Annotated in this window: 21 protein-coding genes; 14 read left to right on the top strand and 7 right to left on the bottom strand. The window is 38.0% G+C overall.

Annotated features, from left to right (window positions below; genetic code table 11):
- Positions 1-94: 94 nt before the first annotated feature.
- Complete coding sequence (locus K2F45_RS20685) at positions 95-1,270, top strand: GAF domain-containing sensor histidine kinase (RefSeq protein ID WP_248932334.1); 1,176 nt, start codon at positions 95-97, stop codon at positions 1,268-1,270.
- A 198-nt stretch (positions 1,271-1,468) separates the two neighbouring features.
- Here K2F45_RS20685 and K2F45_RS27385 read toward each other — a convergent pair whose 3' ends face one another.
- From K2F45_RS27385 to K2F45_RS20695, 3 genes are all read right to left on the bottom strand, one after another.
- Positions 1,469-1,591 carry a hypothetical protein gene (locus K2F45_RS27385; RefSeq protein WP_257787001.1) on the bottom strand — a complete coding sequence of 41 codons (123 nt, stop codon included), beginning with the start codon at positions 1,589-1,591 and terminating at the stop codon, positions 1,469-1,471.
- 281 nt (positions 1,592-1,872) lie between these two features.
- On the bottom strand, positions 1,873-4,095 hold the full coding sequence (locus K2F45_RS20690) for a glycosyltransferase (RefSeq protein WP_145331011.1): 2,223 nt from the start codon (positions 4,093-4,095) through the stop codon (positions 1,873-1,875).
- A gap of 307 nt (positions 4,096-4,402) precedes the next feature.
- Complete coding sequence (locus tag K2F45_RS20695; RefSeq protein ID WP_248932335.1) at positions 4,403-4,711, bottom strand: hypothetical protein; 309 nt, start codon at positions 4,709-4,711, stop codon at positions 4,403-4,405.
- A 109-nt stretch (positions 4,712-4,820) separates the two neighbouring features.
- Here K2F45_RS20695 and K2F45_RS20700 point away from each other — a divergent pair, with 109 nt between their 5' ends.
- Positions 4,821-5,417, top strand: coding sequence for a hypothetical protein (locus K2F45_RS20700; RefSeq protein ID WP_248932336.1), 597 nt, complete (start codon positions 4,821-4,823; stop codon positions 5,415-5,417).
- Between the two features lies 1 nt (position 5,418).
- Here the strand turns inward: K2F45_RS20700 and K2F45_RS20705 are convergent, their stop codons facing one another.
- Positions 5,419-6,450 carry a hypothetical protein gene (locus K2F45_RS20705; protein ID WP_248932337.1) on the bottom strand — a complete coding sequence of 344 codons (1,032 nt, stop codon included), beginning with the start codon at positions 6,448-6,450 and terminating at the stop codon, positions 5,419-5,421.
- 216 nt (positions 6,451-6,666) lie between these two features.
- Here K2F45_RS20705 and K2F45_RS20710 point away from each other — a divergent pair, with 216 nt between their 5' ends.
- The 3 genes from K2F45_RS20710 (at position 6,667) to K2F45_RS20720 (ending at position 8,498) form a co-directional block, all read left to right on the top strand.
- Positions 6,667-7,260 (top strand): hypothetical protein, encoded by a 594-nt coding sequence (locus K2F45_RS20710; RefSeq protein WP_248932338.1) that lies wholly within the window; start codon positions 6,667-6,669, stop codon positions 7,258-7,260.
- 89 nt (positions 7,261-7,349) lie between these two features.
- Positions 7,350-8,288 (top strand): hypothetical protein, encoded by a 939-nt coding sequence (locus K2F45_RS20715; RefSeq protein WP_248932339.1) that lies wholly within the window; start codon positions 7,350-7,352, stop codon positions 8,286-8,288.
- 12 nt (positions 8,289-8,300) lie between these two features.
- Positions 8,301-8,498, top strand: coding sequence for a hypothetical protein (locus K2F45_RS20720; protein ID WP_248932340.1), 198 nt, complete (start codon positions 8,301-8,303; stop codon positions 8,496-8,498).
- A gap of 210 nt (positions 8,499-8,708) precedes the next feature.
- Here K2F45_RS20720 and K2F45_RS20725 read toward each other — a convergent pair whose 3' ends face one another.
- Positions 8,709-9,227: a hypothetical protein gene (locus tag K2F45_RS20725; protein WP_248932341.1), complete on the bottom strand. Its 519-nt coding sequence runs from the start codon at positions 9,225-9,227 to the stop codon at positions 8,709-8,711.
- Between the two features lie 309 nt (positions 9,228-9,536).
- On the opposite strand from K2F45_RS20725, the gene K2F45_RS20730 reads away from it, so the two are divergent.
- The gene (locus K2F45_RS20730) at positions 9,537-10,784 is read left to right on the top strand and encodes a hypothetical protein (protein WP_248932342.1); all 1,248 of its coding nucleotides are present in this window, start codon (positions 9,537-9,539) and stop codon (positions 10,782-10,784) included.
- A 191-nt stretch (positions 10,785-10,975) separates the two neighbouring features.
- Here the strand turns inward: K2F45_RS20730 and K2F45_RS20735 are convergent, their stop codons facing one another.
- On the bottom strand, positions 10,976-11,257 hold the full coding sequence (locus K2F45_RS20735; protein WP_248932343.1) for a hypothetical protein: 282 nt from the start codon (positions 11,255-11,257) through the stop codon (positions 10,976-10,978).
- Between the two features lie 455 nt (positions 11,258-11,712).
- On the opposite strand from K2F45_RS20735, the gene K2F45_RS20740 reads away from it, so the two are divergent.
- The 7 genes from K2F45_RS20740 (at position 11,713) to K2F45_RS20770 (ending at position 22,560) form a co-directional block, all read left to right on the top strand.
- A complete protein-coding gene (locus tag K2F45_RS20740) occupies positions 11,713-12,279 on the top strand; it encodes an RNA polymerase sigma factor (protein WP_248932344.1) in 567 nt (188 codons plus the stop codon).
- Between the two features lie 114 nt (positions 12,280-12,393).
- Positions 12,394-13,539: a FecR family protein gene (locus K2F45_RS20745; RefSeq protein WP_248932345.1), complete on the top strand. Its 1,146-nt coding sequence runs from the start codon at positions 12,394-12,396 to the stop codon at positions 13,537-13,539.
- A gap of 162 nt (positions 13,540-13,701) precedes the next feature.
- Positions 13,702-17,079 carry a TonB-dependent receptor gene (locus K2F45_RS20750; protein ID WP_248932346.1) on the top strand — a complete coding sequence of 1,126 codons (3,378 nt, stop codon included), beginning with the start codon at positions 13,702-13,704 and terminating at the stop codon, positions 17,077-17,079.
- Positions 17,080-17,100: 21 nt separating this feature from the next.
- Complete coding sequence (locus K2F45_RS20755; RefSeq protein ID WP_248932347.1) at positions 17,101-18,969, top strand: RagB/SusD family nutrient uptake outer membrane protein; 1,869 nt, start codon at positions 17,101-17,103, stop codon at positions 18,967-18,969.
- Between the two features lie 30 nt (positions 18,970-18,999).
- A complete protein-coding gene (locus K2F45_RS20760) occupies positions 19,000-20,316 on the top strand; it encodes an IPT/TIG domain-containing protein (RefSeq protein WP_248932348.1) in 1,317 nt (438 codons plus the stop codon).
- 66 nt (positions 20,317-20,382) lie between these two features.
- Positions 20,383-21,933: a DUF1565 domain-containing protein gene (locus tag K2F45_RS20765; protein ID WP_248932349.1), complete on the top strand. Its 1,551-nt coding sequence runs from the start codon at positions 20,383-20,385 to the stop codon at positions 21,931-21,933.
- A 219-nt stretch (positions 21,934-22,152) separates the two neighbouring features.
- Complete coding sequence (locus tag K2F45_RS20770) at positions 22,153-22,560, top strand: DUF5367 domain-containing protein (RefSeq protein WP_248932350.1); 408 nt, start codon at positions 22,153-22,155, stop codon at positions 22,558-22,560.
- A 145-nt stretch (positions 22,561-22,705) separates the two neighbouring features.
- Here K2F45_RS20770 and K2F45_RS20775 read toward each other — a convergent pair whose 3' ends face one another.
- A complete protein-coding gene (locus K2F45_RS20775; RefSeq protein WP_248932351.1) occupies positions 22,706-23,599 on the bottom strand; it encodes a helix-turn-helix domain-containing protein in 894 nt (297 codons plus the stop codon).
- 149 nt (positions 23,600-23,748) lie between these two features.
- On the opposite strand from K2F45_RS20775, the gene K2F45_RS20780 reads away from it, so the two are divergent.
- Positions 23,749-26,802 (top strand): SusC/RagA family TonB-linked outer membrane protein, encoded by a 3,054-nt coding sequence (locus K2F45_RS20780; RefSeq protein ID WP_248932352.1) that lies wholly within the window; start codon positions 23,749-23,751, stop codon positions 26,800-26,802.
- Positions 26,803-26,809: the final 7 nt, after the last annotated feature.

A 26,809-nucleotide genomic window follows, 5' to 3' on the forward strand; every position in this document is an offset into this window, starting at 1 on the left:
CTTATTCTCCAATTTGTAATTATATAGTCATTCCTTACAAAGTGATATATTTTGGTTATTGATATTGACTTCGATTTTACCAACAGCAACAGATATGAAAGAAAATAAGGATGCCATCTCCCATTTGCTCATGCGGATTGAAGATATTCCTGCAGTAAAGAATATATTGAACACCATATGTCTATATACAGGAATGGATCTAGGGCTGGTGACCTCTCACAATGGCCATCAATGGATAGCCTGTGCTGTACGGGATTCGCTCGGAGTCGGAGTAACAGCGGGGCAGCAGCTCGAATTACATTACACCTTAGGAGATGAGGCACATGATAAACATGCTCCTATTATTATCCCCGATATCGACCACTGTGAAAATGAAGATTGGAAAAGAAAATTGTATGCAAAAGGTTTTAAAAGTTATATCGCATTCCCGATCGTTGACAATGATGGATTGTTCTTTGGAACCCTCTGCACGATAGATTATAAAGCCGTGTCAATTGATAGAGAACGAATAGCACCACTATTTGAACTTCTAGCTGAACTGATCAGTTTTCATTTGAGTTCGATCGCCAAAATAAAAAATACCCAAGCCCTGTTAGGTGAAGAATTACAATACTCTGAACGCAGGGATACGCTATTATCCGTGCTGGGGCATGACCTAAAAAATCCATTGAGTGCTGTCATTACCTTATCGCAATATCTCGCCGACAAACTCGAGAATGCAAAACATAAACAAACGGCCAAGCTTATTTATGATTCGTCCTATAGAATGAAAGGTCTAATAGATAACATGCTTGATTTTGCCCGGAGTAAGCTCGGCACGGGAATACATCTGAACAAAAATCTGGTCGAATTAGATAAAGTGATCCTTCAGGCCCTTCGTGAGATCCAAACAAGTGCACCCCACAGAAAAGTACAGACAAATCTCGGAGCAAAACATCCAGTAACATGCGATCATGAGCGTATGGCACAGGTGTTTTCAAATCTCATAGGAAATTCATTTCGGCATGGTTTGGCAGAAAATACAATCGTTATAAAGTCCTCTATTGAAAGTGACAGATTTATCTTCCAGATAGAAAATGATGGCCATCAGATAGCAGCGCCTATATTCACTAACCTATTTAAGCCCTTTGTTGGAAGAAAAAACCAGAAAGAAGGTGGACTGGGATTGGGCCTTTATATTTCCAAACAGATAATCACGGCTCACAGCGGTGATATCCATGTCAAATGCTTTAATGAAAAGGTGGTTTTTACCCTTTGGATACCAATATGATAGATGCTTTGATCATTTTTTTATAGGATTTATGCTCGACAATTATGCATCATAAAGATATAATATACGATACTCAAATTCAGTTTTGTTAAAGAAAAAAGCGAGCAAAAGCCTGGTCTAATAATCCAGCCTTTGTACCCGCTCCAAATTAATCTGCCTTTGTGCAAGTGCAAACAAATAAGCTATCTTTTCAATTGCCTATTTCTTTTTTTTACGGAAAACATTCTCCGTTAAGTCTTTCGAAACAGAATCTTTTTCTTTTTGATAAGAAGATTGCGTTTTCTCTTTTGTGCTTTTTTCCTTTTTAATGTCTTTACTCATGATGTATGGATTTTATAGTGCGTATTATCCTTTTCCCTTTTCAATGTTTATACTTGATCGGGAGGAATAAAAGTAAACTAAAACGTGTGCTCTCTTTGAGGTACGCTAGCAGCTAGTTGTTGAACTAAAAATTTCCGGAAAATATATTGTGGAGAATTTAAAGATAAAACAAGTGTATTTATCATATTGGACCTACGAAATGGGGTTATATGAAATAGTAGATCATAGTATTAAATATACAAATAATAATTGACAATGAAGCACCTACTGTTCAAAAGAAACTAACTCATAGGTTCGTGCGTATGATCCTCCATTTTAAGTCTTGCCATTAGATAGCTTATGGTGGATTCTGCACCTTGATTGATATTGATAGCATGCTCTTCCAGTCCATCAAAACAGCCTCCGGTAACAGGATTATAAACAATCTGTCTAATATGATTCCGTCCCAAAAACCAGTCGAATACTATTCGGATGGTCTTCTTATATTGCTCATCTTTTGTAAACTTATAGAATCTATCTAGTGCAATAATAGTATAAGCAACATCAATGGGCTGCTCTCCACCCCTGGGATCAGTTCTCAGCTGGCCACGATGTGCCCAGCCTTTGTTGGAAATCACATGAATCTCTTCGTCGACAATAATCCTGCTCAATAAGAAATCAAAGGATTGATAGGCGATATCTCTATATCTGTTGTCCCTAGTTGTCTCATAGGCGATCAACATGGCTTCTGGAATAACACTATTGCCATAAGTCATATAAGATTCATACCATTGCCAATCTGAAGAGCTCTCATGTTCAAACATAGCTGCTAGACGATCTGCCAGGACTTCTATGATAGCCTTATAATTTTTGCCTTTCATAAAACTTAGGCCCTTAATGGTAAAGGCCATCGATCTTGTCGAATAGTAAACTAATGCATGCTTGGATGCCCGCTCCAAAAGCTCTATTGCAAGTTTTACTATCTTTTCAGGCAAAAGATTAGCCATGCCCACCACTTCACCCAAAGCCCAGACAGCTCGGCCGTTGGCATCTTCAAGATTCTCCTGTTTATTTTGTATTGTAAAATTGCCACTCCTGTCTACATAATTCAGAAATGTACCATCTGCTTGCATACAATAACCTATAAAATCCAGGTATTTCTGAATCAGAGCAATGGTTTCATATGATTCATATATTTTATAGTGATGTAACATCGCTATAAGTGCTCTTGCATTGTCATCCAACGCATAACCGCTTGCAAGGTCGGGCATAGAGATATCCGCAAATTGAACAAATCCGCGTTCTTCAGACATCCGAAAAATATGATCCAGGTTGACGGGGGGAACTGAGTATATCATTTCCCTCTTTTTATCTATAAGTAACTCAAAAAGATAAACATGAGCTATAGCAACGTTCTGCCAGGAGGTTTTAACCATCTTTTGAAGATTCACACGATGAATCTTGCTTAATTTAAGTTCATCATCTAAAATTTGATTGACCGCAGCCGCAAGCTGGTCAGAAGCTTCAAAATCAATTATGGTCCCCATATCTTCTTTTAAAACCTCTTTTACGTGAGGGATTGGTGTCGACACAATGGGACAGCCAGAGCTCAGCGCATAAGAAAATGTTCCACTAACCGCCTGCAAAGGGTCTTTTGACGTAAAAAGATACACATCGGTGATCGACAGATAGGACAATAAATTTTCTGTTGAGAGAAATTCATTAACAAAACGGACATGATCTGAAATGTTATATTGGTCTATTATTGTCTCAAGTTTGTTTCTATATGTCTCTCCTTCATATCGTAAAAGATTGGGGTGTGTCATCCCTAAAATAAGGAACATTACATTTGGATTTTGTTCGATAATAGCGGGGAGCGCATAAAGTGTAGTCTCTATACTCTTACTGGGTCCAAGTAAACCAAATGTACTGAGGATTTTCTTGTCCACGAGGCTGTATCGCTCAAGAATGGCGTGTTTATCCGTCGCTGGAGCTAAATGCGTACCATGCGCAATTACGGTTATTTTACTGGTAGGAACTTCGTAAGTACTAGTAAGGATATCGGCGGATCCCTGTGTCATCACGATGATTTGCGAACAATTATAAGCAATGGCATATACATGTTCGAGCAGCATGCGGTCTGGTGCTGGCAACACTGTATGGAAAGTCACGACAATAGCAAGCTGTGCTGAATTAAGATCCTTGAGAAAAGTTATGAACTCAGTTTCTTGACCAACGAAAAGGCCAAACTCATGTTCGATACAGATCAATTTAATATCCTGATCAAACAAAATGTTTTCAAGAATAGTGTCGAAAGAGAGCGGGTTTGTTATATCTAATTTCCCTAGTGGACCATCTTCCTGAGACGTATTGCCATCTACTATCGGTATAGGAATTAGTCGATAAGACTCTTCAAATTTACTCGCGATAGCCTTCATTAGATCTGTTGTGTAAGTTGCAATACCGCAGGCGCGTGGAGGATAAGTGGATAGGAAAGCTATTCCTCTTTTTGTTGCTGAAATCATTATTGGATTTTTAAGTGAAGTCCTTGCATACGATCTTCTTGTATCTTTGACAAGGTGCTGCACGTAGGGAGGTTTATAAATATACAAAAATAAATTGAAAGAAAATTTTTATTATGAGGGTAACAAGAGTAATATATATCCGATAATTTAACGCTGCCAAAATTTAATAAGCAGGAAACAGTCTGCTGGAGCTGTTCGCCTAACTATTTTTTTAATAAATCGGCAGTCCTTACGATCGATGATAAGTTGATTATAACATCCAACAATGAAGACATCTTATTTACAGGTTATTGAATTTCGAAGTCTATCATTCACCTGATGCCTTTAAGGCTTTTATCTTTTCTACCAGCAACTTTAATACTGGTTTCATCGCGATTAAATTAAAACTCCAAATATCATCCGTGATGAAAACGTAATGTCCCTCAAAACTGTAGATATAATCGCCCCCTTCCAGTCCAATTAACCAGGCTTCTTTCTTAAGGTCAGGGTAAGTTCTCAAAACCTTCCAGCAATATTCTTTAATTTCCGCCTCTTCCTGAAAATCATCGAGCAAGCGTAAAATACTGCGCTTTTCGCTCAGCCCATATAGGGATAACATTTCATCGATCTCATTCATAAAAGTATGTAATCCAAGAGCAATTTACATGCAATTCACTAATTACCAACAAAATATCCATATATTTATTATAAAAGGTTATGGTTTTTTACTAGAAATTCAACTTACGATGAAGAGCTATCAATTTCGTTTTAATAACCGCAGCAAAACCTCAGCCATTCTTGTTTGGTTTTTTACGGTTTTATTGGCTATTACACTAACAACTACCCTTTTTCTTGTACGCCCTGCACATGATCTCTCGAGCTGGTTGTTACTGATATTATTTCCGTTCCTCTTAATAGCTATTTATAAACTATTTAAGACGACTTCCGAACGACAATCGACAGAAATAGTAACGCTGAATAAGGACGGATTTACAAGTGCCTGTTTTGGTTCGGTTTTATTTTCCGACATAAGTGCAATCAACATTCCTGCCCGTGAAATATCATTGTTGGGCGGAGAAAACTATGATTACTACAAAAAAAACGACGTAGATCCCCCTAACATTGTGATTTCGATTACGACCGACAGGGGCGATATATTTTGTTGGAGCTTAAATGAGTGGGGTGGCTTTTACAACTCAAAAGAGGACTTTTCTGTTTGTTTTGACTTTCTGACTGCCTTAACCGATCAACTGGTTCAATGTTTTCAATTAGAAGAATCGCCTAAAAGTTATTTAAAAATTCTCGATGAAAATGGAATATGGAAAAGAAGCAATGGTTATTGAGTTAGTAAAAACTATAAATTGCCTTTAGAATACGATCTTCAAAATAATGAGCCTTGGCAGCATCTGACTTTCGTTGTATAGAGACCAAAAAGCCTTTTTCATCATAACTCATTCCCAGCTCACTTACTTTTCGTCCGTTCCAACTATCTTCCATTAGTTTCAGGTTTCGGTTTTGGTCGTAGACATACTTTTCGGTTTTGGGATCAGGGGAAGAAGGTGCATCAGTGAGCTGTACCAAAAGTCCGTCTTTGAATTGATACAATTCAGATGGTGTTTTCTCGACAGCACAGCCATTATGTAGAAACAACACTACCGGATGCCCTTTCAAATAGTAATACGTCTTTTTTTGATAACACGTGTCTGAACCGCCGCTATTTTTACTAAAATTGAAATATTCGGTACGTTCTTCTGCCTCGAATTCGTTTTCGGTATAGGAACGATATTGCATGGAAGAAAAATCATTATTCGCTGTCATTTTCTTCCAAAGGCTTTCGTCCGGTAAAGCACCTTCTAAAATCATGTTGTCCACTCCGGGAAATTGCTTTCCCTGCCAATCATTGTTTTGTGGCCTATTTGGCATCTGAGCATTCAATGTGAAGATTCGGATGATATCAATTTTATTATTCTTATTGTATTGGAAGCTACTCACTTTTACGATGCCATTGGAATAATCTATCCTTGCTTTTTTATCGATGAGTCCGTTTAAATTATAAAAATATCTGGTATAAAAAGCGGTATCAGATTTTTCGTTATTATATCGTATGCTCGTCATACTTACCACCATACCGTCGGTGTTAAAACTGTAAATATATTTCATACCAATCTTCTCTTCACTCTGCAGTAGAATGCTTTTTACTTTATTGCTTTTCATAAAAGCAGGATTGAATGAAAAAACAGTTTTTGTAAAATAATCATCGTCCTCCAAGGGGGTGACCTTATAGAATGGGAGCACCTGAGCCTTTCCCAAAGCCACAATACAAAAAAACAAAATAAGGGTTAAGAAGTAGCTAAGATTATGTTTTGTGTGCATCATAAAGAAAAATTTTTGTTCTTTTAAAATCGGGGGTTTCAGAAAAATCCAATTTACCCAAAAAACTTAGATAAATGGCATCAAATTTCCCGATGTCATCATTCGTAGAATTCATAATTGATATATACAATATGAGCTATTTATTGTAGCTTTATCTCCAGCTAGTTAATCTTAATAAAGTCTACAAAGAATATTTGTCAGCCAATATCTGCTTTAGAAATGAAACGTATAATAACACTATTCCTAGTTTTTTTATCAATACAGATTAATGCTCAAGATCTTAAAAACCTCAATGATGTCGCAAGTAACGAAGGTATACCGAAAGGGAAAGCTATTATCTATGGCAACTTCATACAACGATTAGGATTCAGCAGTGGCGGTTTTCCGCAGGACATACGTTTGATCAATACAGATACAAAGGAGGTTTGTGCATTTAGAGTGAAACCAACATTCAAATCATCAAAGGAAAATATCTTCATATATACTATCGAGCCGGGTAACTACGCTATTCTAAATTATTGGTGGACCCATAGTAAGTGGTATGGTGGCAAAATGTTTACAGAATATATTTTTAAGAATACGGATACAACGGATGGTTTTGAAGATAAAGTAAACGCTGGTCTGATAAGTATAGATGAATTAGAACGCTTTACTTTTAAGATCACAGAAAACTCATTAAACTATCTGGGAACCTGGCATTTTAAAACCCCTCCAGTTTCATTCACGGATGACAAAGTCATACTCGACAAGAAAATGGAAGATAGGTACAAAGCCATTGACTTTTCCCAAGCTAAGCTAGTTATACCAAACTAATAAGCTCAAATCTGGAAATGAAGAACATGTAGTATAAAAATCCTAAGTATTAAAAATATAACAACACCGGATCTTAGCCCCATCACAATATGAGAATCGAAAATAGAAGAGTTGTTAATAGAAGACAGATTAATAAGGCTATTGTAGAGGATGATAAAAAAGGTTTAATCTTAACAGATTCTAACCTAAATATTTTAAATAATCTTGGTTTCGAAGAATTCCGTCTCTTAGATTTTGCCCCTAATGGCCACATTATACTTTTGAAATCCAAAAATTGGCTAACAATACGCAATGCAAATAAAACGACAATTACAGCTTTTGACATTGAAACTAAACAACAACTCTTTTCTACTGACAAATTTCTGGGATATAGAAGCATAATTGATAAGTCATCTAACTATTTTTTACTCGAATATTATTCTGGATTATGTTGTGTAAATATTAAAAACGGTGAGGTGGTTTTCAAAAAAGATAAAATTCACAAAAGTCTTTACAATGCAGATTTACACCTTAAAAGCAACATTGTTTATATCCCAACAGAAAAAAAATCTATTCTGAGATATCACTTTGACGATCATTATTTCGATGAAATAAAACTTGAAAATATAGGCGGTACGAGTTGGATAAAATTTGATAATACCCAAACCTATCTATTGGTAAGTGACAAAAAAAATTCATTACACTGCTTTACACACGACAACTTTGTCAAACCAATATGGACAATAAATTTTTCGAAACTTAAAAAAGATAATAGAATTTGCTGTTACAATATCATAACTACTGAGAGCAATTTGGCGTGTATTCACGGATTTATGCCTGCGAGTGACCAAACTGCGTACGCCGGGGGTACACTACATATTTTCGATATCCTCTCTGGTGAAATAATTGATTCTTTGGATTATGCAAACATTCAAGAAGAAATAATCACTGATTTCCAAGAAGATGAAATCATTATTGACGACTTAAGGTCACTATCATTGAAAACTAAAACATTCCGACAGACGCCGATAGCATCATATCTACACTAGAACTAAATCGATATGGATCATTTAGACCTTATACCATTATGGCCATTAGTAGCTAACATCAAACAGGAAATTAGCTATGGTCAAGGGAAAATGGAAACCCACAATGGCACGAAACAGTTTATCCCAGGCACCGAGTATATTATCGATTGGTATGCTGGGATGTGCCAAGATATTACCGTAATTGGCTTGTCCAGGACACGAAAAAATTAATTACCCTTGTTATACGGGCTGGATGGATCGAAAACTTCTGGGTAAAGTTATGCTACAATCCTAAAGTTTGCTCAAAAATAAAGGCCAACTTTGATAGAGAGGAGGCCGGAATTTAATGGTATACAGAAAAATTTGTAAATGATATGCTTGTCGGTATACCTCAATGGAATATGCTTTATCTGTCATTTCTAATTTTTCAAGCATGCTCGATTAAATACCCAGAATTTTTTGAATACTTATTTTCCCCTTTTTAGAAAATCCAACTTTTCTAAGTCCATCTCGTGAGTAATAGGTCCTTTCTTTAATTTCTGGATTTGAAATCAATTTATTACAACTCATACTGATATTAATATATCCTACGATATCGTCTTTATTTCCGTAAAGTAAAACAGAATAGCCAGTATCAAAACAAGCAATATCTTCAGAGCCATAAGTATGATGATCTGTAATAATCTTTATAAATTTATCTTTATCCTTAATAGTCCTAATATAATCAAAACAAGGAGCTATTCTATTGTTATATACAATTGAAATAGCTTTACTTTGGTTACTTTTCTTCTTTGGATTAAACCGATACAGCTCTATTTTAATGACCTGATTAATATCAAGTTTTTTTGCAATATTTATTACTGGATAATTGTCGTCTACTGCTTTCTTCTCATCTTTCAATTGACATTTAACACCTGTAAAATAGAACATCAACAATAACATAACCAAACTTGTTTTCATAAATTATTTTCTATAGATATTGACGCTCATAACATATCCACAATTTATTCTTTTATCTTTAAAATTTGACCAACTAATATATATTTTTTTGTTACCATTCATAATTAATCGTGTCTATTAGTTCTTGCATTATCGTTATTTTATTGTCCTTTCGTATTTTATCTATATCCTTTTTTACTAACCTTTCTTATAGCATTAGTCATAGAAATAACCAAATAAAATTATTTATATTCAATTACGCAAACGACACTGAAAGAAAAGACCTTATTTCATTTTTTGTTAGTAACAGTTAAGCCTATTCAAGAACTTATGAAACGTTTGGATAAAAATAAGACGAGTCCCGTATCAAAAACGGGGAATATCAATAGACAAAACATCTTAAGAACTGATTTTGAAACTCTTACTAACTTCTATGAGATCTGTAAAAAGAAAAAAATATCTGAACGAGAAGTTTCGTTTTTAATGGGAAAGACCAACAAATATTTCCAAGGGTGCCTCAAGCTGTTTTTTAAAAGTACGATTAAACCTGAATTTCTAACCATTCTGCCGGCCATTACTTCTAAAAACATTCAAGAAATTATACCAAATGACATCGCACCAAAAGAAACTATCGATATCCATGGTACTTATAAACAAGAGAAAAACGAATTTTCGGTCTCAGATTATTATAAATTTACTATAACTTATCAAAACGGAACCACTAGAAACTATCGTTGGAAAATAGAAATTAGGAAAGGGACAAGATCTAAAGTAAACCCAGAACTATTTGAGATATTGAAAAAATTAATCTCACGCCATTACTTTCACAAGCCAAAATTTGCGCTCAATATCTATACTACACTCTATTCGAGGTTTAAAAATGCTTTCAGTCCTTTAGCGCTACAAATTACGCTTTCGAAACTAACCAATAAAAGCACCAACCCAGCATTTTCTTTGCAAGAGGGCATCGATAATACGAGGACTACGTATAGTAAGATATTGACCGAAAGCGAAAAGTTTCTGGAACATTGTCAAGACTATATGATCTGGATTTTGAGCTATGTGCCATTAGACTCCCCTTCGAGCAAATATTTCATCTGGTATGAAGATACTGACGAAAATGATAAGCTGCTAACCTCTCTTGATGGAAAAGTACTACACTCACCTTCCATCGAAGAATTGCTGACTTTGTTGAAGAGTAATAACAGTATCTTTAAAGCGCCTGTTAATTTAGAAGCATGGTTGTCCGGTATAAAAGACTTACCTCCTATCAAGTCGGTCACTTATTCTCCCAAGGAAATTATTGACGGATTTAAAGTAGAAACTGTTTCTGTGGATACACTCGCTGATTTTGTAGACTTTTACAATCTGGCCGGCGATCTAGGCTATCAAGATGAACGATTCGACGCTCTTCTCGAATTTCGGAAGATTGGAGAACTTACAAAAGTTTGGGATTATTTTTGCAACAACCATCTTTTCAAAGCCAGGGGACATAAGGAACTTTCTTTCGATTGGGCAAAGTTTATTGTTGATTTTAAGAAATTGGTTGGAGGGGTTGAGGCGTTAATGCATAGGTAAACGATTTTGTAGTTACAGGCTTTCATCTGATTACTAAGATTGATTTCAGCAAAATTCCGAAAAATATATTTATTAAATATAAGGATGATTAGGCGATATTTACCAACTAACAATGGAAAAATAGACGGAAATCTAGCTTTGATCTCTTGGATGACTGGGATATTTGCATTTTTCACCCTTATTTTGCACCGTTATTTTTTATGGGTAGTTTTCAATATACTGATCAGGACAAAAAATGTAAGTACAAACATAATTGCCTGAATGATAAATACAGGGTAAAGTAAATCTCCTTGGGCATAACGATATCCAAAACTGACTATCGTTACCGGAAATGTAAATGCTAATCCAACAGTTGCCCAATCGCTGTACAACGGGTCGTCAGGATAAATAGAACATACAGATAGTGTACCTATACTGACATAAATCAATGCGATAAAAAATGGACCTTTCCTTTTCTTAAGGTATTTGATCATATCTATTTGGCTAATTTATTTGACCAACGCAATATAGCAATTTACAAAGATTGGTTATATCTCTAAAAAGGCATTAAATATTTTTTGCACTTGAACTTTAAATTTAATACACTCCTATATCAAAAACATCGAAATTTATTCAAGAAGTTCTCTAGCTCATCACTGTCAGAAGAATTATTGTAGTTTTCTATATCAGAATAGGCCCTACATTAACGCGGCCTTAACCGTTTTTTTTTTAATCGGGTTTTTCGGAAAAATCCAATTTTCCCAAAAAGACTTAGATAAATCGCATTTTGAATTCGCGTATCAACTATACCCAAATTGCCTGATCAATGATTTCCACAATTAGGTGGTCAAGATTTCAGAAATTTCAATGATATTCTTATTTTGCTTTTTAGCTATTTTGTATTTAAGTTTGAATTGTTTTAACTACCGACTATAAACATCCCGTAATTATGGATTACACCGTTTACTCTGATATGCAAATTTTTGAATTGGTTTGTAACGGCGATGAGCGGGCCCTTCAGCACTTTATGTCGCGTTTTTGGCAACAGTTATTTAAAACAGCTTTTCATACCTTTCCAGATGCTGTAGTATGCCAGGAACTGGTACAAAATGTATTTATTAAAATCTGGGGAAATAGAGAGAAAATCAGGTTAAAGTATTCAATTCATACTTATCTATTCAGTTGTATTCGTTATGAAGTATTCCATGAAATCAAAAAAACGATGAAACATGCTGAATTAAAAAATGACGAAATCAACTACATAGATTCATTTGACCCGCTTATAAGAATGGAATACACTGAGCTGCTCGACTATGTTGAACAATTAATCGATAACCTTCCAGAGAAATGTAGACAGGTATTCTATCTCAGTCGAATAGAACAATTAAATAACAAAGAGATCGCCCTGCAGCTAAACATTTCTCCAAAAACAGTAGAAAATCAAATCTCTATCGCCATTAAAAAGTTAAAGCAAGATATTTCTAAGAATACTATCTTATTCTTTATTTTCCTTTAAAATTTAATCAATTCAAAAACAAATACTTACATTTTATTTTATTAAAATCGAAATTTCCTTTTGGGGGTAAATTCAAAAATTGCACTCTATACCATAGAATCAATTTATAATTTCATGAAGGAGCCTAGATTAATATACTTAATCAAAAAAATTCTAAATAAAACTTCCACAGACCAAGAAATGATGGAAGTGGATAACGATTTATTGAATACCTACCACCACGCTCTTTTAGACAGTCAGGACCTTGCGGATAAAGATGAAATGGAAAAAAAAATACAGCAAAATGTATTAAATGCCATTCGTAAAAGTGAGCAGGGAAATAGGCTACAAAAATTGACGAGACGCTACCTGCCTTATGCGGCAGCCATATTAATCATATCAAGTATAGGATTCCTATTCTATATCAACATCAAATCCGACCATTTGGATAAGCCAAAAGAAGAACATGCAGTGCTTAAGCCTGCCAACGACAAAGCTGTGCTGCAAAACGACAAAGGCAAGCTGGTCAATCTTTCAGGACAAAAGGCAGGCGACACGATCCAATTTGGGGCATTACTTCTAAAAATAGAAAAAGAGGGAGTTATTAGCTACAAAAAGAAGGATGCCGATATTACCGGTCCACCAAAACTAGTCACATTAAAAACCCCGAAAGGAGGAAAGTTTCAGATCAATCTAGAGGATGGAACAAAAGTATGGCTCAATACCGAAAGTAGCATTGTATTTCCCGAACATTTTGATAAGGATCGGCGACTGGTCTCTATACAGGGTGAGGCCTATTTTGAGGTTGCGGAATCCAGGTCAAAACCATTTATTGTTCAGGGAGACAACTTCGGAGTCCGTGTATTGGGAACCAAGTTTAATGTATCTAGCAGAACAACCAATAAATTTTCAAAAGTTGCTTTATTACAAGGTTCAGTACAGCTAACGTCGAAAGTAGGGAACAAGATATTAAAACCCGGAGAAAGGGCCACGATGGATGCCTCTAGAGTTATCTATGATAAATTTGACCCTGAAACTGAACTCGCATGGAAAGATAATTATTTTATTTTCAAAGATGAAAATATCAAATCTGTAATGGATGAATTAGCCCAATGGTACGATGCCGAAATCATATTTCAGGGCAATGAATGGAACGACGTAAATTTTAATATTCGCATATCCAGAAGAGAAAATATAGAAGAAATCTTGTCCACAATGGAATTCACAAAATCCGTGCAGTTTAAGATCGAAGGAAGGAGGATCTATGTCATAAAAAAATAACCAATTACTAAAACTAATAAAGCCAAGATGCTCGAACATCTTGGCCGTGAATAAAGTTTTAAAATTTTCAGTCAAAAACTTAATAACCTTTTAATTCCTCACAAATTTATGAAAATAATATTGGGAAAGGAACATGCTATGTCCTTATCTAAGATAATCCTAATGATGAAATTTTACATATTTCTCGCTTTTTTAGCTACTGTAAAGGCCAACACGCCCGTTTACAGTCAGAAGGTGAGCCTACATTTTAAAAATAGTAGGCTGGATGAGGTGCTTACAGAACTCAGCAAGCAGGCGCACGTCGACTTGGTCTATGACACCAAGCTGCTGAAAAATGCCCGCCCCGTGACGCTTAGTCTGAATGGGGTTTCACTCAATGACGCGATGAAAGCTCTTGTCGAAGGGCAAGGCCTAGAGTTTGAAGTAAGGAAAAAAACCTTGGTCATTCGTCCCAAGATAGAAAAACTGGATATTCAGAACACAAACTATCCGACGGAGATCCAAAAAAGTGTCAGTGGAACGATCAGCGATCAACAGGGCAATCCATTGGCCGGGGTAACAGTCAGAATAAAGGATTCTCAACTAACCACATCAACAGATAACAAAGGTAATTTTACAATTTCCCCTCCAACTGGAGAACAGGTACTGACATTCAGCTTTATCGGTTACCAAACCCTCGAACGCAAAATTAACAAAGACCGCGAGAGTTACCTGACTGTTACCTTAACCTTGGCGAGCAACAACTTAGACGATGTCGTTGTTGTGGGATATGGTACACAGAAGAAAATTACAGTCACCGGTTCGGTAAGTTCAGTGAATATGGCCGATATGCGGACCCCTGTTCCAAATCTATCGAATGCACTGGCTGGAAAAGTAGCCGGGATCATCTCTGTTCAGTCTAGTGGTGAACCGGGTTATGATAATTCTACTTTCACCATCCGTGGTATAGGCACCTTCACCGGAAATAAATCACCATTGATTATAATCGATGGTGTACAGCGGGACGATGTCAATGGAGGCTTCGCTGGATCTTTCAATAATATAGACCCCGAAGATATTTCGAGTATATCGCTGCTTAAAGACGCTTCGTCTACAGCGATGTACGGTGCAAAGGGGGCAAACGGTGTAATGATCATCACAACAAAAAGAGGCGTTGCCGGTAAACCTAAAATCTCCTTCAAAGCTGAATCTGGGTTTTCAAGTTTCACGAAAACTCCGCAGATGCTGGATGGTATAAAATATATGGAACTCCAGAATGAGGCAAGAACAAATATGGGCTTAACACCCGTATACTCTGATGAACTGATCCAAAAAACACGGAGTGGCTTGGACCCTTATATGTACCCCAATGTCAATTGGATAGGCGAAGTATACAAGAAAAATTCCTTCTTAAACAATTTCAACCTGAATATCAACGGTGGCGGAGAATCTGTGAAGTACTACATTTCTGCATCTTATTATAATCAAAAGGGTCCTTACAAGGTAAGTAATATAAATAATTACAATCCCAATTTAGATTTTAAACGTTATGATTTCCGTAGCAATGTTGATGTCAATTTAACGAAAAGTACCTTGGTTCAGCTTAATTTGACGGGTATGTTGGTCAATTCAAGATATCCTGGAATATCGGCCGGAAACCTATGGTACCTAGCTTATGCAACTACACCCGTCGCCTACCCCACCAGGTATCCGGACGGAAGATGGGCAGGGCCTTTAAATAATGGCGGCAGCAATCCGTTAAATGAGGTTCAAAATAACGGTTATTCTGACGAGTTTAAACCGGTTATCCAATCGGTTCTGACCATCAATCAAAAACTAGATGCGGTTACTGAAGGGCTTTCTGCTTATGCTCGTTTTTCATTTGACAGCTATGGTGAATTCAATAACCGTAGGTCCGGAAGGAATGACTTATGGCAAGCAACAGGTCGTACACCACAAGGAGAGCTTATCTTCAACCAGACCCGCGTGGGTCAGCAATTCCTTGATTATAGCCAAGAATCAGCCGGTCAACGCGTTATGTACCTTGAAACCAATTTAAATTATGACCGTACTTTCAATGACCATAAAATAGGCGGAATGTTACTCTATAATATGCGAAACCGCTTGGTCAGTTTGGCCGGCTCGGTGATCGGTGCTATCCCCTACCGCAATCAGAGTATTGCAGGACGGATTACCTACGGCTTCCGGGATAAATATCTTGCGGAGATCAACGCCGGCTATACGGGATCTGAAAATTTTGAGAAAGGCAAGAAATTTGGTCTATTCCCTTCCATTTCGGGTGGCTGGGTCATCTCCAACGAAGAATTCTTCGAACCGCTGAAAAACACATTTAATCTATTAAAGATTAGGGGATCCTATGGAGTTGTCGGTAACGATAACATTGATGGGGGCAGATTTCCCTACTTAACACAAATTGGCGCTGGTGGAAATACAGGTTTTGGCCTGAATGGGACTTCGGCAGCGGGAATGACCGAGAATGTACTGGGCGTACAGAACCTCACCTGGGAGAAGTCTTATAAAAGTGATATCGGTCTAGAAATCGGTCTCTGGAACAAACTCAATATCGTATTGAGCAGATATCATGAAAACCGGAAGGATATTCTTATCCGGAGGAAATCAATCTCTTCGATTGCCGGTTATAGTAATTTGAATGTTTTCGCGAATCTTGGCGAAATGAACAACACCGGAGTAGACGCAAATCTGGAATACAATGATAAATTCGGCGGTGTCAGCATGCGTTTGTTCGGAAATGTAACTTACAGTAAAAATAAAATTATTTTTGCCGACGAGCCGATCCGCAAATATAGTTATCAAGCTGAAACAGGAAAACGTTTTGGCGAATATAAAGGGTATGTGGCTACAGGTTATTTTGTAAGCAATGAGGAAATTGCCAACTCACCCGAGCAAAAGTTTAATCCAGTGCAACCAGGTGATATCCGTTATAAAAACCTGAATAGTGCTGACGACAATGTCATTGATGCTTTTGATGAGACCTACCTTGGTAAATCGTGGTTTCCAACATGGCTATTTGGTGCTGGATTTGGAATCTCCTATAAGGGCTTTGATCTTTCTCTATTCTTTCAGGGTGTTGGTGATGTTGGTATTATGGCAAATGGTTCGGGAATTGATTTTCCGGGAGGTGGGGCTAAGGGCGCTGGCGTTATCCCATTTTCGGGCATTGGACTTTACCCCAACAATACCATGTCTATTGTCGAAGATCGCTGGACAGCTGATAATCCACGCCAGGATGCCTATTACCCACGCCTTACCATGGCGAACAACTCGGACAATAATTACCTGAATAGTACCCATTGGCTAAAGGACGGAGCTTACACACGGTTAAAACAGGCTTCAATCGGTTACAATATTAAAGCTAAAGGATTAGACAAGCTCGGATTTAACGCACTATATGTATATTCTTCGGGGCAAAACTTACTGACTTTCAGCAAATTTAAGCTTTGGGATCCCGAGTTGGGTGATAATGGCGCTAAATATCCATTGAACCGCATGATCACCTTTGGTGTTCGGGCACAGTTTTAAACCTATTTAATCTTAGCAAACATGAAATACAGATCAACAAAATATATTGCTTTGGGCTTACTGACACTAAGTTTAATGCAAAGCTGCACTTATCTCGACAAAAAACCGGACAATCTACTGACCTCCGATATGCTCTGGGAAACCCGCGCCAACGCAGAAGGTTACCTGAATCAGATTTATAGTTATGTAAAAATGCCCGTGGATGACTATACCGTTTTGGGAGCAAGTGACGAAAACTCGTGCAATATCCCAAGTGTAAATGTACGCAAGATGGTTGCAGGCAACTGGAATCCCCAAAGTGCTTATTGGCAAGAGTACTGGAATGATGCGTATAGTGCTATCAGACAATCATTTGTTTTCGAAGAAAACATCGATAAAGTTCCGGAAAGTGCGATGGGCTCTGACCTCAAGATACAGTATAAAGCCGAGGCAAGATTTCTCCGCGGATGGTTTTATTGGAAATTGCTCCGCCAATATGGTCCGGCAGTATTATTGGACAAACCACTTGGCTTAAATGAAGACTATAATAATTACCCTCGCAACTCATTTCAGGAATGTGTGGATTATATCAATAAGATGATGGATATGGCTGCGGCTGATCTGCCTGTTGTTTGGTCCTCCTCGGCCAATTACGGACGCCCGAGTAAAGGTAGCTGTCTAGCCGTAAAATCACAGGTAGCTCTTTGGGCTGCCAGTCCGTTATGGAATGGGAATCCCCGCTTTGCCGACTTTAAGAACAAAGACGGAAAAGCTTTAGCTCCGTTGCAAAACGATCCCAGCAAATGGAAAATAGCCGCTGATGCTGCAAAAGCTGTCATCGATTTAAATGCTTACAAGCTTTTTACAAATCTGGAGGAGGGAGATACCAATTTCGACCCGTACCTGTCCTTCCGTGATCTCTTCCTCACGAGCTTTAATAGTGAGATCATATTTTCTACTCACAGAGCCGATACCTGGCAATGGGGGCATGAAAAACGAAGCGCTCCTGAACCAGGTGGTATCAATATGATGAATGCGACTCAGAATGTGGTGGATGCTCACCTGATGCGCAATGGTAAAACCATAGACGACCCTACCTCCGGCTATAAAGAAGATGGCTTTGTGCAGCAAGATGATCCCGCTAACTATGGAAAGTCAAGGGACGGAGTAAATAGAGGCTACATCACGGGTAACTCTTCGATGTATGTGGACCGCGAGCCACGATTCTATGTCAACATTCTATACAATGGTAAGCCAATATTACCTGCGCCTACAACGGATGATCGTAACTATTTTTCATCGGATGTCAATAAAGATGGCCGTGGTAGAGCAGAATTCTATTATTCGGGGAAAGCAGGTGCAGGACAAAATTCAAATAGCGCTGACAAAACTGGTTATATCGGGCAGAAAAATGTGAGTCCAGCCTCCAACATCCGCCAGGACCGTGCTGTTTACCGTCCATTTATTCATCTTCGTCTTGCGGAGATCTACCTAAACTATGCCGAAGCAATGAATGAAGTCAACCCTGGCCATCCAGATATTCTAACCTATTTAAATCTTGTCCGTCAGCGGGGCGGCTTGCCGAAACTTGAATCGGTTTACCCTCAGGTGGCTGGCAACAAGGATGAACAACGCAAATGGATCTTGCGTGAGCGGCAGATTGAACTGGCTTTTGAAGGAGACCGTTATTTTACGCTAATCCGTCGCTTGATGATGGGAAATCCCACTGTTCAGACGATATATCGTCTGAACGTTAGTGCCAACGATAATGGTCAGGGCTTTGCTTTTCAGGATTTTTATAAACGGCAAACGCTGCAAACCCGGTATTGGAATGACAAGATGTATCTATTCCCCATCTTACAAGATGACATTGACAAGAATAATGCGCTTGTACAAAACCCGGGATGGTAATTAAAATATGGACTTTATTTTTAAAGATTTATGAAATTAACATATAACGCAACTAGTTTAATCTTTTTTGCTCTCCTTATCCTTAGTCTAGCTGGCTGTAAAAAAGAGGATGCCGGTTTTACCCACGATCCCAATACCCCCATAGTCATTACCGACTTTCTTCCAAAACAGGGATCTGGAGGAACTGAGGTATTGATCAATGGCGAGAATTTTTCCTTGGATACCGCAGCGATAGCTATAAAAATAGGTGGTGTTCCCTTAAAAGTTATCGCTTCCAATGGTACACAGATCATGGCTGTTGTACCGAAAAAAGGAGGAACCGGCCCTCTTGAAATTTCGATCGGTGGAAAATCCGGCACTTCGAAAGATACTTATACCTACCTTTACACAAGAACGGTAACCACATTAGCGGGTAATGGCGCTGCAGGATTTGCCAATGGTAAAGGTACCGATGCCATGTTTAATTTTAGCGGTGAAGCCTGGTACCGTAACAACGGTATAGTCGTGGATGACGCATTAAACGTATATGTAACTGACCCAGGTAATCACTGTATACGAAAAATAGACCCGAACGGAAACGTAACAACATTTGCAGGTTCTCCAGGTAATGGTGGTTTTGCTGAAGGGAAAGGCACTGAAGCACGTTTTAGTCTCCCCTATGGCCTTACCATAGATGAACATGGAAATCTGTATAGTGCTGATCCAGGTAATTGGGATATCCGAAAGATTTCTCCAGACGGAACCACCAAAATCGTTGCTTGGGGCCATAGTGCCCCATGGTTTATCGCTTACGACAGAACTTCAAAAAAAATCTATTACAATGTCGTTGATTCACCGGCCCCTATCTACCAGATCAATTTGGACGGTACGGCCTCTAATACTGTTATCACCGGACTGAATTATCCTGCGGGTATGGCCTGCGGTTCAGATGGCAGTCTTTATATCGCTTTACATGGCGATAATCAAATCCGCCAATATGATCCAAAAACCTGGAAGTATACAGTTATTGCTGGAACGGGCAAATACGGCTATAAGAATGGCCCAGGGAAAGACGCCGAATTCGCACTCCCTTGGGGCATTGCAGTCGACAGTCAAAACAATATTCTAATTGCTGGAAATGGTACCAATGGCGGCGATAGTAATTCTCCCGACCAAAGCATCCGCTTTGTAGACGGCAAAACATATCAGGTAAGTACCTTTGCAGGATCGGGCAAGTCTGGCTTCATAAATGGTATTGGAGAAGCGGCGGCATTCAATGTGCCTGAAGGCGTTGCCGTTGACAAAAACGGAACTGTGTATGTACTGGATAAAAAGAACAATAGCATTCGTAAAATCATATCAGAATAAGAATTCTGTAATTTCAATGAACAGCCTCTATTAAAAAGGAGGCTGTTATTATATACAGCCCTATCAATGAAATTAAAATATTTATTTTCACTTTTATTAATTGCTCAAAACACAACTCTGTCGTGTGCATCCTGTAAGAAATGCGCTCCCTTAGCTCATAATCAGACCAAGATCCCTCTGAAAAACAAATATGTCGACATAAACGGTAACGATAACAATTTTGGTACTAGAAATGCCCCTTTTAAGTCTATTTCAAAAGCAATCGCCAGTGCTTTGCCCGGTGATACGGTATTTGTAAGGAAAGGAACTTATCATGAGAAGGTATTTATTTCAAACTCCGGCACGATTGAAAAGCCGATAGTCCTAATACCCTATTCCAATGAGCTAGTTCGTATTAATGGAGACGGACTGTTAATTTCCGAAATGGAAGCGTTACTAACGATAAGGAATGCAAAAAATATACAGGTCGAAGGGTTTATAGTTGAAAATTTTAGAACAAGCGCCAAAGGAATTGATATAAATGGCATTATTATCGACAAGGGATCAAAAAATATTAGCCTCCGAAAGAATACAATCCACCATATCGAAAATAATGCTTCTCCACAGGATGGACGAAGTGGACATGGTATACTTGTTATAGGCAATACTGCCGAACCGCTAACAAATATTATTGTTGAAGAAAATATTGTTCACGATTGCAATACAGGATATTCTGAAAACATAACCGTCAACGGGTATGTTGACGGATTTACTATTCGCAGAAATAAGGTTTATAACGGTGAAAATATAGGAATAGTCGCTGCAGGTGGATATGCAGGTAATGCCAATCCAGCACTTAATTATGTACGCAATGGTCTGATCAGCGAAAATGAAGTTTACAATATTAATGGAAAAACAGGTCCTATTCCTGCGTTTGAAAAACATAATGGCGCCATCGGAATTTACATTGACGGTGCGCGAAATATAATCGTTGAAAGAAATTGTGTTTATCGTTGTGGCCGGGGTATTGGACTCGTAAGTGAAACTGATAATTTTCCCACACAGGATTGTATTGTACGGAATAATTTAATTTATAACAATTCCCTTGCGGGAATTAGTTTAGGTGGTTATCTTAATTACACCGGCGGTGGAACGATAAGATGCTATGTTGTCAATAATACCTTATATAAAAACAGCTTAGATCGTGGATACTTTGACGAGTTCGAAGGAGAAATCCGATTGGTCGAAAATTGTATGGATAATGTACTACAAAACAATATTATTTATACAATACCTGGACAGCCTTTTATAAACAAATATACCAAGTCGGGACGAGGCAATAATCTGGATTATAACCTCTATTTTAGCGAGAACAACGCTACTTGGATATGGGAAGGACAGACCATCTTATCTTCTGACCAATGGAAAAAAATCTGTAAAACCGATCTGCATTCTAATTATAACCAAAATCCATGTTTTGTGAATCCAACCGCAGCTGATTATAGCATAAAAAGAGGTTCTCCTGCAAGATCTTCCGCTAACTTTATTTCCCAACAGATCAATGGAAACTTAGATCTGAGCGGAAGACCGAGAATAGTTAAGGGATTGCTGGACAAGGGAGCCCATCAGCATAAATAAAAAACATCAGCGTGTTTTTGAATAGTGAAAAGTTTAGGCATTTAAAATTAGCTCGGGTATGAAATCAATTCATTACATTAGCTGAGCAAAATTCCTCATTGCACAAGTACAGAGATTTACAAAAATTTCTATCATGTCATTACGCAGCATAGAATTTTCTTGTAGATGAATCTCGAAAGTGGCGTTTGTCGGATAATACCTTTGTTCAAAATTTCAAAAATGAAAAAAACGTTTATTTTACCAGTTCTTGTTATCGGATTTTTAATTTGGTTTTTGGCAACGTTGGCTTTCCGATTTGCGGGACAATTCTTTTTTATTACCGATTCACCGGTCGTACTTACTAGTTTATATGCAGCAGTAATTCCTGCATTGATTTTGATTTCAGTCTTAACTTTCAAAAGATTTAAACTTTCAGGTTTTGAAAATATAGTCGCTGGCGTGCTATTGGTATTGCCGGGAATGATTCTCGATACATTCGCTATTCAATTTTTTGAAGAGATCTTTCCCAATATGCCGTCAAGCCGAGCTGCAACATTTGGTTCTTGGCTCATGTGGGCTTATAGCGTTGTATTATTAACATCAGTCGTTACAGGACTGCGACAAAATAGGATACTTGGCGGGGACTGAAGAACAGACATGCGCTATGGTAATAAATACCGTTTAGCGTCCTCTTTTCAGCATGCCTATTTCAATATGTTTTATAGTTATATCGTGTTCTCAACAGCATACACTGCCAAAGGTTAATAGAATATTACCGGAATTTATTGATTTTTTAAATAAGACCCATCTCTATAATCGCAGCCAGTTCATCACATCTCATGACCAATAGATAACGCAAACTATTAGGAACATAACCAAAGAATTTTTTGAAAGCTGCAGTAAAATGGCTTGCGTGCTTATAACCAAGTTTATTTCCAATAACGCTGATCGTTAATCTGTGATCTTTTAATAGATGTTGTGCTCGCTGCATTTTACACTTCAACACAAAATTGAATATCGTTATTCCATAATAGCTTTTAAAGTGCTGTTTAAGATATTGAACATTGGTCCCAACTTCTTTTGCAAGTTTATGTATGGTATAGGTCTCATGAAGGTTTGTTTCGATAAGCAATTTCACCTGGCTAATTTTCTCAATATCTGATTCGCGTAGTTCCAGTTTATTGGATGGAATACCGGGCTGCACAGCATCCATTAGGGTTGAGAGAATAAAAAGTGATTTGGACTTATAAAATGCAGGTAATAACAAACTGCTTCCATTCATTCGTATTAGATCCTTAGCTTTTACATACGTTATAAGCGACGTCTCCTCTGAAATTTTCTCCGCATTTAGTATTGCATCATTTATCGCAACTATATGCTGCTCGGAAATATCCATTTGCTTAAGATAAGAGTCTCGATATAACAGTATGAGACAGCGCGAATTGCTATGTTTGGATGTGATACTGACTGTATTCGCATGCAATCGTAGCAACATACTACTGCCCTCTTTCAAAACAATTTTCTTCGGCCCCGTTGACAAGCTGCAGCCCTCTTCAATAGCTATAATAACAAGATAGCTCTTATCTTCCGGAACAATGTTATGGTCTGTGTACGGATAGACCATCCTTACTTTATAATCCGGATGATCGTATTTAAATGCTTTTTTTTCTGCTTGAAGTAACTCCATCGAATAGAAATTTCCAATAGTATAAGTCTTATTTCCGATTGCGTTATTCGGTAAATTATCTTAGCAAGTATCTTCGTAAGCTATTTATTTAGACTTAATATAATCAAAGGTATTGAAATCATACTACTTATTCAATTAAACATTAAAAAATGTTAAAAAGCTACTTATTAATCCTATTTCTATTCTTCACCTCGCAGTTTTATGAAGAGGTGGCCGCACAGACTAATCTTACCGTGGAGGGGCGTATCCTGGATTTAAAAACCGAAGAGCCTATTAGTGGCGTTTCAATCCGTGTGAAAGAAAGAATCAAATCAAGTTCTGTGATGACAGGTTCACAGGGCAGTTTTCGTATCCGCCTTCATCAGGGACAGACATTGGTGATCTCACATCTCAATTATACGCCACAGGAAATTCAGGTTCGTAGTGGACAATCCAATCTTGTCATCCGACTAGCTGAAGACCCACACATGCTATCCGAAGTAAACGTAACTGGTGCATTAGGGATAAAAAGGCAAGCACGAGAACTCGGTACTTCGGCACAATCTGTAGACAATCAAGAATTGAACCTTGGTAAGGTCGTAAATCCTCTTTTGGCGTTATCGAGTAAAGTTGCCGGACTAAGGATCAATGCAACAGACTTAACAACAGGAAAAACTGACCCGGGGATTCAAATTAGGTTAAGAGGAACACGTTCTTTAAACCGGTCAAAAAATGATCCCATATATGTTGTGGATGGTGTACCACTGCCCGATATTACGCGAATAAATCCCAATGATATCCAAGACATTACTGTACTGAAGGGAGCTAATGCTGCTGCATTATATGGATCTGAAGGTGTCAATGGTGCAATTATGATCACCACAAAATCGGGTCGGGCAGAAAGAGGGCAGATCAACTATAGCAATAGTACGCTGTTTTCCAAGGTTTTCCTGCTACCCCCTGCTCAACAGCGTTTTGGTCAAGGACAAAATGGTGTGTACAGTCCTGTAGCAAATGAATCTTGGGGTGATCGTTTTAATGGTGAGGTCCGAGATTTTGGGTTGCCCATCAATGGTGTACAACCAACGAAGGTATATAGTGCTCCGGATAAAGATAACCGATTGGATTTTTTCGACACGGGGGTAACAGTACAAAACGATCTATCATTCTCTTCTGGCGATGACAAAGGATCTTATTACGTTTCTTTGCAGGATGTTCGTATCAAAGGTGTGATTCCGGGCGACAAATCAAGTCGTACGGGAGTACGATTTAATGGGTCGCGTCGATTTAACAAGTTGAATACCTCTTTCAATACAAATTATGTTTTTTTCAAGAACAATACGACAAGTGATGGCCCATGGTTATCTGTTTATACACAACCCGCCAATATCGACTATAAAGATGCACGAAACTGGCATGATCCAAGTTCGCCAAATCATCCTTTAAATTGGTATAATCCAGTTGCCGGGACTAGAAATCCCATTTTCATGGCTGACAATAACAGAAATACCTCTGATCAGCATACATTAAATTCAAAACTGGAGTTTAATTATGAATTTACAGATTGGTTAGATGCGACTTTCCGTACGGGACTATATTTCCAATCAGAACCTGGTCGTGTGACGAACAGAAAATTGGTTTCTAATATAGCAACAAGAAATATAAATGGTAGCGTAAATGATACACATAGAGGCTTTACCCGTTTCAACAATGATTTGATACTGAATTTTCATAAGAACTTTGGAGATTTCTCTACCAAGTTTTTGGTCGGACAAAATGTTCGAATGGATGATACGAAATCTATCAATATCAGTGCTACAAATCTATTATTTGAAGATATATTCAATCAGGGCTCTCGCACTGGCGAATTGGCCGGTGGTTCAACAATTACAAAATACCGTTCGCTCGCGACTTACGGAGAATTTATGGCTGGATATAAAAACTATCTTTTTCTAACGTTTACAGGAAGAAATGATCAGGTATCTGTGCTTGACCCAGGAAACAATAGTTATTTTTCTCCAGGTGTAAGTTCCTCTTTTGTATTTACAGATGCGATCGCGAGCCTGCAGAAGAGCAGGGTATTGAGCTACGGTCGTATTTTTGCTTCTTTTAATAAGACAGGAAACGTAACCTTAGATCCTTATCGTCTGAACCTGAGTTATAGCCAAACCGCGGGTTTTCCATTTGGTAGTTTGGTCGGATTTACTCCTTCCCTATCTGAGCCTAACCGATCGATAAAACCCGAATTTGTTAAATCATTTGAGGTAGGTACCCAGCTCGGATTTTTTAACGACCGTTTGCGGACGGATATTGTTTATGCTTATTCGGACTCGGATGGACAAATATTTGATGCTGGTATCTCGCGTGCAACGGGCTTCAATTCAACGATCGTAAATGCTGGACAGATCATCAATAAGACCTATGAAATCATGATCAATGGAACCGCAATTAAAAGCAAAGATTTGAACTTACAGTTTGGCCTTAATTTCAGTTATACCGACACAAAAGCCAAAAATCTATATGCAGGCGACGAGTTTAACATCTTTCGACAAGCTTACGCTATCAAAGGCCTACAATATCCAACACTTCGCATGACTGACTTTTTAAGGGAAGACGGGAAAATCGTTTTGGATCCAAACGGGAATGTAATCCCTTCGGAAGAAGAAAAGGTAATGGGAACGATGGTACCGCCCTATCTTTTTGGATTTAATACCAAATTCAACTATAAATCCTTTACAATGGGTTTTCAGATTGATGCAAGACTGGGAAGTTGGATGTATTCGGAGGTAATCCCGAGGATGTTTGCTGCCGGAACACATCCGGAAACTGCAAAATACGATAGACAGCCTTTTATTATGCCTAATTCTATGGTACGCCTGGCTGACGGATCAATTGTCGAAAATAATGAGGTATATTCTAAGGGAGATAAAGCGTGGTGGACGGCATACGGAAATATACAATCTGTCACCGCCGCCAAAGGAGATTACCTAAAGCTTAGGGAACTCTATATCGGGTATGATTTGCCGCAATCGTGGCTATCCCATCAACGGATAATCAAAAAAGCAAGCATTGGTTTTGTGGGAAACAACCTTTTCATCGTCAGGCATTCTTCCAATACAATCGGCGACCCAGAGGCACTTTATAATCAAACAGATGGCTACAACAGCTTCAGACAGATTCCGACATCAAGATCAATGGGTTTTAATGTCAACATTACTTTTTAATACTACG

The organism is Sphingobacterium siyangense, from assembly GCF_023277505.1.
Taxonomy (GTDB): Bacteria; Bacteroidota; Bacteroidia; order Sphingobacteriales; family Sphingobacteriaceae; genus Sphingobacterium; species Sphingobacterium siyangense.

Bases quoted from the DNA above. Each gene is read 5' to 3' on its own strand.
- K2F45_RS20685 (WP_248932334.1), top strand. From the start codon at position 95: ATGAAAGAAAATAAGGATGCCATCTCCCATTTGCTCATGCGGATTGAA.
- K2F45_RS27385 (WP_257787001.1), bottom strand. From the start codon at position 1,591: ATGAGTAAAGACATTAAAAAGGAAAAAAGCACAAAAGAGAAAACGCAA.
- K2F45_RS20690 (WP_145331011.1), bottom strand. From the start codon at position 4,095: ATGATTTCAGCAACAAAAAGAGGAATAGCTTTCCTATCCACTTATCCT.
- K2F45_RS20695 (WP_248932335.1), bottom strand. From the start codon at position 4,711: ATGAATGAGATCGATGAAATGTTATCCCTATATGGGCTGAGCGAAAAG.
- K2F45_RS20700 (WP_248932336.1), top strand. From the start codon at position 4,821: ATGAAGAGCTATCAATTTCGTTTTAATAACCGCAGCAAAACCTCAGCC.
- K2F45_RS20705 (WP_248932337.1), bottom strand. From the start codon at position 6,450: ATGATGCACACAAAACATAATCTTAGCTACTTCTTAACCCTTATTTTG.
- K2F45_RS20710 (WP_248932338.1), top strand. From the start codon at position 6,667: ATGAAACGTATAATAACACTATTCCTAGTTTTTTTATCAATACAGATT.
- K2F45_RS20715 (WP_248932339.1), top strand. From the start codon at position 7,350: ATGAGAATCGAAAATAGAAGAGTTGTTAATAGAAGACAGATTAATAAG.
- K2F45_RS20720 (WP_248932340.1), top strand. From the start codon at position 8,301: ATGGATCATTTAGACCTTATACCATTATGGCCATTAGTAGCTAACATC.
- K2F45_RS20725 (WP_248932341.1), bottom strand. From the start codon at position 9,227: ATGAAAACAAGTTTGGTTATGTTATTGTTGATGTTCTATTTTACAGGT.
- K2F45_RS20730 (WP_248932342.1), top strand. From the start codon at position 9,537: ATGAAACGTTTGGATAAAAATAAGACGAGTCCCGTATCAAAAACGGGG.
- K2F45_RS20735 (WP_248932343.1), bottom strand. From the start codon at position 11,257: ATGATCAAATACCTTAAGAAAAGGAAAGGTCCATTTTTTATCGCATTG.
- K2F45_RS20740 (WP_248932344.1), top strand. From the start codon at position 11,713: ATGGATTACACCGTTTACTCTGATATGCAAATTTTTGAATTGGTTTGT.
- K2F45_RS20745 (WP_248932345.1), top strand. From the start codon at position 12,394: ATGAAGGAGCCTAGATTAATATACTTAATCAAAAAAATTCTAAATAAA.
- K2F45_RS20750 (WP_248932346.1), top strand. From the start codon at position 13,702: ATGATGAAATTTTACATATTTCTCGCTTTTTTAGCTACTGTAAAGGCC.
- K2F45_RS20755 (WP_248932347.1), top strand. From the start codon at position 17,101: ATGAAATACAGATCAACAAAATATATTGCTTTGGGCTTACTGACACTA.
- K2F45_RS20760 (WP_248932348.1), top strand. From the start codon at position 19,000: ATGAAATTAACATATAACGCAACTAGTTTAATCTTTTTTGCTCTCCTT.
- K2F45_RS20765 (WP_248932349.1), top strand. From the start codon at position 20,383: ATGAAATTAAAATATTTATTTTCACTTTTATTAATTGCTCAAAACACA.
- K2F45_RS20770 (WP_248932350.1), top strand. From the start codon at position 22,153: ATGAAAAAAACGTTTATTTTACCAGTTCTTGTTATCGGATTTTTAATT.
- K2F45_RS20775 (WP_248932351.1), bottom strand. From the start codon at position 23,599: ATGGAGTTACTTCAAGCAGAAAAAAAAGCATTTAAATACGATCATCCG.
- K2F45_RS20780 (WP_248932352.1), top strand. From the start codon at position 23,749: ATGTTAAAAAGCTACTTATTAATCCTATTTCTATTCTTCACCTCGCAG.